5 protein-coding genes are annotated in these 4,587 nt (G+C 30.3%); all 5 read left to right on the forward strand.

Annotated features, from left to right (window positions below):
• Nucleotides 1-491: 491 nt before the first annotated feature.
• The gene (locus BLQ19_RS20605) at nucleotides 492-1,163 is read left to right on the forward strand and encodes a hypothetical protein (RefSeq protein ID WP_074539626.1); all 672 of its coding nucleotides are present in this window, start codon (nucleotides 492-494) and stop codon (nucleotides 1,161-1,163) included.
• 211 nt (nucleotides 1,164-1,374) lie between these two features.
• On the forward strand, nucleotides 1,375-2,022 hold the full coding sequence (locus BLQ19_RS20610; RefSeq protein ID WP_074539627.1) for a LysE family translocator: 648 nt from the start codon (nucleotides 1,375-1,377) through the stop codon (nucleotides 2,020-2,022).
• A 455-nt stretch (nucleotides 2,023-2,477) separates the two neighbouring features.
• Nucleotides 2,478-3,080 (forward strand): DUF6088 family protein, encoded by a 603-nt coding sequence (locus tag BLQ19_RS20615; protein WP_074539628.1) that lies wholly within the window; start codon nucleotides 2,478-2,480, stop codon nucleotides 3,078-3,080.
• 3 nt (nucleotides 3,081-3,083) lie between these two features.
• Complete coding sequence (locus BLQ19_RS20620) at nucleotides 3,084-4,082, forward strand: nucleotidyl transferase AbiEii/AbiGii toxin family protein (RefSeq protein ID WP_074539629.1); 999 nt, start codon at nucleotides 3,084-3,086, stop codon at nucleotides 4,080-4,082.
• 229 nt (nucleotides 4,083-4,311) lie between these two features.
• On the forward strand, nucleotides 4,312-4,587 hold a 276-nt coding region (locus BLQ19_RS20625), incomplete at its 3' end, for a GyrI-like domain-containing protein (RefSeq protein WP_175444458.1).

Raw genomic sequence — 4,587 nt, forward strand, 5'->3', positions numbered from 1 at the left:
CTATGACTTCTGCTGACTTCTCTACATAACCAAACTCGTGGTTGTAGAGACCTCCCCAGGTAAGAACATCTTCTTTCTCTCGATCACCGCCGTATCTACATAACTACCATTTTTGTACTCTTTAGGGCGTTACAATGATGTGGTTGCTTACACAGATAATTATGCCTCATATACGGTTTCTGTTCGTCAGTACCGAGTTTTGTAGTCCTGCTTCCTTCAGTCCTAGTCTCACAACTAGCAACCTTGCAGCTTACTAATGGTTCAAGGCGTTACACCTGCCCATAAGGGACTTGCACCCTCTAGATTAATTATTTACCTTTCGGTAAACAAAAGATGCCCATGCTGGGCACACACAATGCATATAAAAAATAGGCGAAATAGTTGTGAAATCAAGGCTTTTGGCTCGTATCAAAGTTTGTACTTAACCGAAAGGTTAGTGCTTCGAAATCGCCTACTTTTCATATACTAAACGTTGTACACAAGCAAAAAAAATGAAAGTCTCTATATTTTTGACCATTCTAAGCTTCCTAATTATATCTTGTAATCAAAATATAAGACAAAAAGCTCCCACTGTTACTGATATTAAAATAGATACTACAAAGACTAATAAAATTATGAATTCTGTTAATCGACAAATTACTTGTGACAATAATTTAGATTCAGACTTTACCTCACAAATACTTTGTAAAATTGAAAACCTAGAAAGGTTAAAAAGTAATTATGTCTTAATAAAACAAGGTGTTATATTAGTTAATGATTCTAAAATATATAAGGGAATAAAAAAGCTAAAAAAAATAACTGAAAAAAGTAAAATAAAAGATAAAATAGACAATCTTTATTATCTAAGTGAAATGATATTTGAGATTCAATTTTGTTTTCTAAAAGGTACAACTGATATGGGAGGAAAAACATATCCTAGAGCAAGAATTGAAGAAGTAATATTTAAATCTGAAAACTGCGCATCTCAATTTATCCAAAATTTAAACGAAAGCTTAGAAAATAATAATTCTCTAAAAGATTTATTTGATAAATCTCCTAATTCCATTTTTCGAGAAAATAATAGAGTTTATTATATATCTAGTGGTGGATTTTATATGATGGAAATTTATAAAAATTTAGAGTCCGCGATAAAAAATAAAGCCTGTGTACAACACGGTTTATAAAACATAGCTAAGTAAGTGCTAAATCGAAAGGTTTGTGTTTTATTTGCTAAGACCGCCAAGTTTTTAATTTGGCTTTAAAACTGAGAAGTTAAATCAAAATATAAAAAATTGGCTTTGTGCTAAATCCAAAATGTAGTGTCTTTTTACACGCTACGTTTCATACACTGAGCCGTTGGCAACAAGCAGAAATAAATAATAATAATAATAAAATATGGAATTATCAATTTTCACAGAATCTACAGAGTTTTTAGCAATTATAAGTATATCCATTTTTATGGCTATTAGTCCTGGACCTGATTTTTTTATGGTATCTAGAAGCAGTATTATGTATAATAGGACAGCTGGAATTTATTCTGCTATTGGAGTAAGCCTTGCTATATGGCTTCACGTAGCATATTCAATTGCAGGATTAGCTATTTTAATATCAAAATCTATTTTTCTTTTTTCCATTATTAAATATATTGGAGCAGCATACTTGATATTTATTGGCTTCAAAACAATATTTTCTAAATCAAATGTTAAACAAGAAACTATTGAAAAAGAAGACATTAATGGTGTTAGTAAATTCAAATCATTCAAAACAGGATTTATTACTAATGCATTAAACCCTAAAACAACAATTTTTTTCTTAAGTATATTTACACAAATTGTAAATGTTGACACATCTATAATTATCCAGATTATTTATGGAGCAATTATTTCTATTGTACATTTCATTTGGTTCTACAGTGTTGCATATTTCTTCTCTCATCCAATAATTTTAAATAAGTTTCAACGATATCAAAAAAGAATTGAAATATTTGTAGGTGCAGCACTAATAATCTTCGGAATAAAAGTAGCTTTCACAAAAGCAAGTTAAAATAATGTGAACAAGCCAGTTGCCAACACCGTATAAAAATAATTGCGGTTTACTGCTTAATCAAAGGTCGTTGTGTGTTTGTAACGTCTGATTTTCCTTCGGAAAATCCTCGCACACAAACACGCAACTATTCTTATACATAAACGTTAGGGAGAATTTAAAAATAACATTTCATAAATCATTGACTTTCTCAAAAAAAAACACTACCTTCGCCATTACTAAGTTCTTTACTTAAAGTGTAATAAATACTTATTTACAGATGTAAAAACTTTAAGTAAAGAACTTAGTAATGGTAAAAAGTACAGAAGAGGGAAGAAAGCGACTTAAGTCGCTTTCTTCCCTCTTCTGTTGTTCACACCTATAATATCTTCACAAAGAGCTAATTATTACCTAAAAGACTAATGTGATTCTGTCACAATTATTTACTATATTTGTGACATAATTTATTTAAAAAAATGGCTGTATCTATTGAAAACAAAGTAAAAAAGGCAATTTCAAATTATAAGACGGGAAAAATTTTTTTCCCGTCAGATTTTTCAAAAATAGGAACTTCTACTGCTATAAGACAAGCGTTAAATAGATTAGAGGATATTAAATTCCTTTTGCGTTTAGCTCACGGAATTTATTTATATCCAAAAAAGCATCCGGTATTTGGTATTTTATATCCAAGTATTGAAGAAATCGCTATTGCAATTGCCAAAAGAGATAAAGCTAGAATAATACCCACAGGTATTCATGCTCTGAATAAATTAGGGTTATCTACACAAGTTCCAATGAACATTATATATCTAACTGATGGTTCTTCAAGGTCAATAAAAGTAAATAATGGAAGTATTAAATTTAAAAAAGCTTCACCAAAATTACTTTCGGTAAAAAGCGACAGGATCATATTAATTATTCAAGCTCTAAAGGAATTAGGGCAAGAAAATATAACCTTAAGAGTAAAAGAGCGGATAAAACAAATATTACTTACTGTTGACAAGGATTTAATAATACACGATGCGAAATTAGCTCCACAATGGATTACCAAAATAATAAAAGAATTAATTGAACTATAAATTATGGAAGAATGGTTTAAATTATCAGAAGAAGATAGAAAAATAGTAATAAATCAAGCAAGTTCAAAAACTGGATTACTTCCTGTAGCGGTAGAAAAAGATTTATGGGTAATGATAGCGCTAAATGCGATATTTTCTACTGAATTAGCAAAACACTTAGTCTTTAAAGGTGGAACTTCCTTAAGTAAAGCTTGGGGAATAATAGAGCGATTCTCCGAAGACATTGATTTAGCTATAGATAGGTCTTTCTTCGGTTTCAATGGTAATTTAAATCCGTCACAAGTTAAAAGCCTCAGAAAAGCATCTTGCAAATATATAGACGAAAAATTCCCTAAACTTCTAGAAAAAGCTCTTTTGAATAATGGAGTAAAAGAATTTGAGTTAAACGTCACAGAATTCGAAGAGTCAGATACAGACCCACTAGCCATAGAGTTAAAATATAATTCCTTAGTTGAAAAACAAGAATATCTTCAACCACGCATTCTTATTGAAATTAGCTCAAGGTCACTTATAGAACCATTTGAAAACAAAGAATTGTCTTCAATAATTAGCACCATTTATCCAGAACAAAAGTTTATTGATAAATCTATAATAGTCCCTACTGTTACACCAACTAGAACTTTGCTTGAAAAAATGTTTTTGCTACACGAGGAATTTCAAAAACCAAAAGATAAAAAAATTAGAAGTGAACGAATGACAAGGCATTTGTATGATATTTCAAGACTTATTGACACCGAATATTTGGAAAGAGCAATTGGCAATAAAGAATTATACGACACAATCGTAAATCATAGAAGTAGATTGACAAAAATATCATGGGTAGATTATAGTACCCATAATTACAAAACTTTGAATTTTATACCGCCAAAAGAAGTTATAGAGGAATATGAAAAAGACTATTCGGCTATGAAAGAGAGTATGTTTTATGGAGAAACAGAATCATTTGCAAATTTAATCAAAAAGTTAAAAAAATTAAATGCACGCATTAATGAACTCAATTAAAACTCTCCCTAACACAACCTATAAACAATACGGGCTTCGGACTTATTCGCTGGGTTTGTGTGCTTTTATAAAGTCCGCAAAATCTTTTGGATTTTGATTTTAGTGGGAAAAAGAAATAAAGAAAACCAAAAGATTTCGCTATGTGCGTGGCGGAAAGCAAACACCAGATTGCTCCCGTACTGTTCATAGCTCAAACGTTAGCGGTCATTGAAAAAACATCCGTAAATAAATGAAAATTATAGAACAAAATATAAAGGTTTGCGGACTTATTACCGAATTGACAAAGTCTCAATCTGAAAATTTTGGAATAATACAAAATCAATGGTCTGAATTTAATGCGGAGTTGAAAAGAAAAAAAATAAATCAAAATGGAGGGAATTGGACAAAATATGGAATAACGTTCAAAAAGGACAAAAAATATTTCTATTTGACTGCAATTCCTGTAAGCAATTTAACTATTCCAGATAATTTTAAACATTTAGAAATTCCAAAAGGAAAATACGAG

This window comes from Cellulophaga baltica (assembly GCF_900102165.1).
Lineage (GTDB): Bacteria > Bacteroidota > Bacteroidia > Flavobacteriales > Flavobacteriaceae > Cellulophaga > Cellulophaga baltica.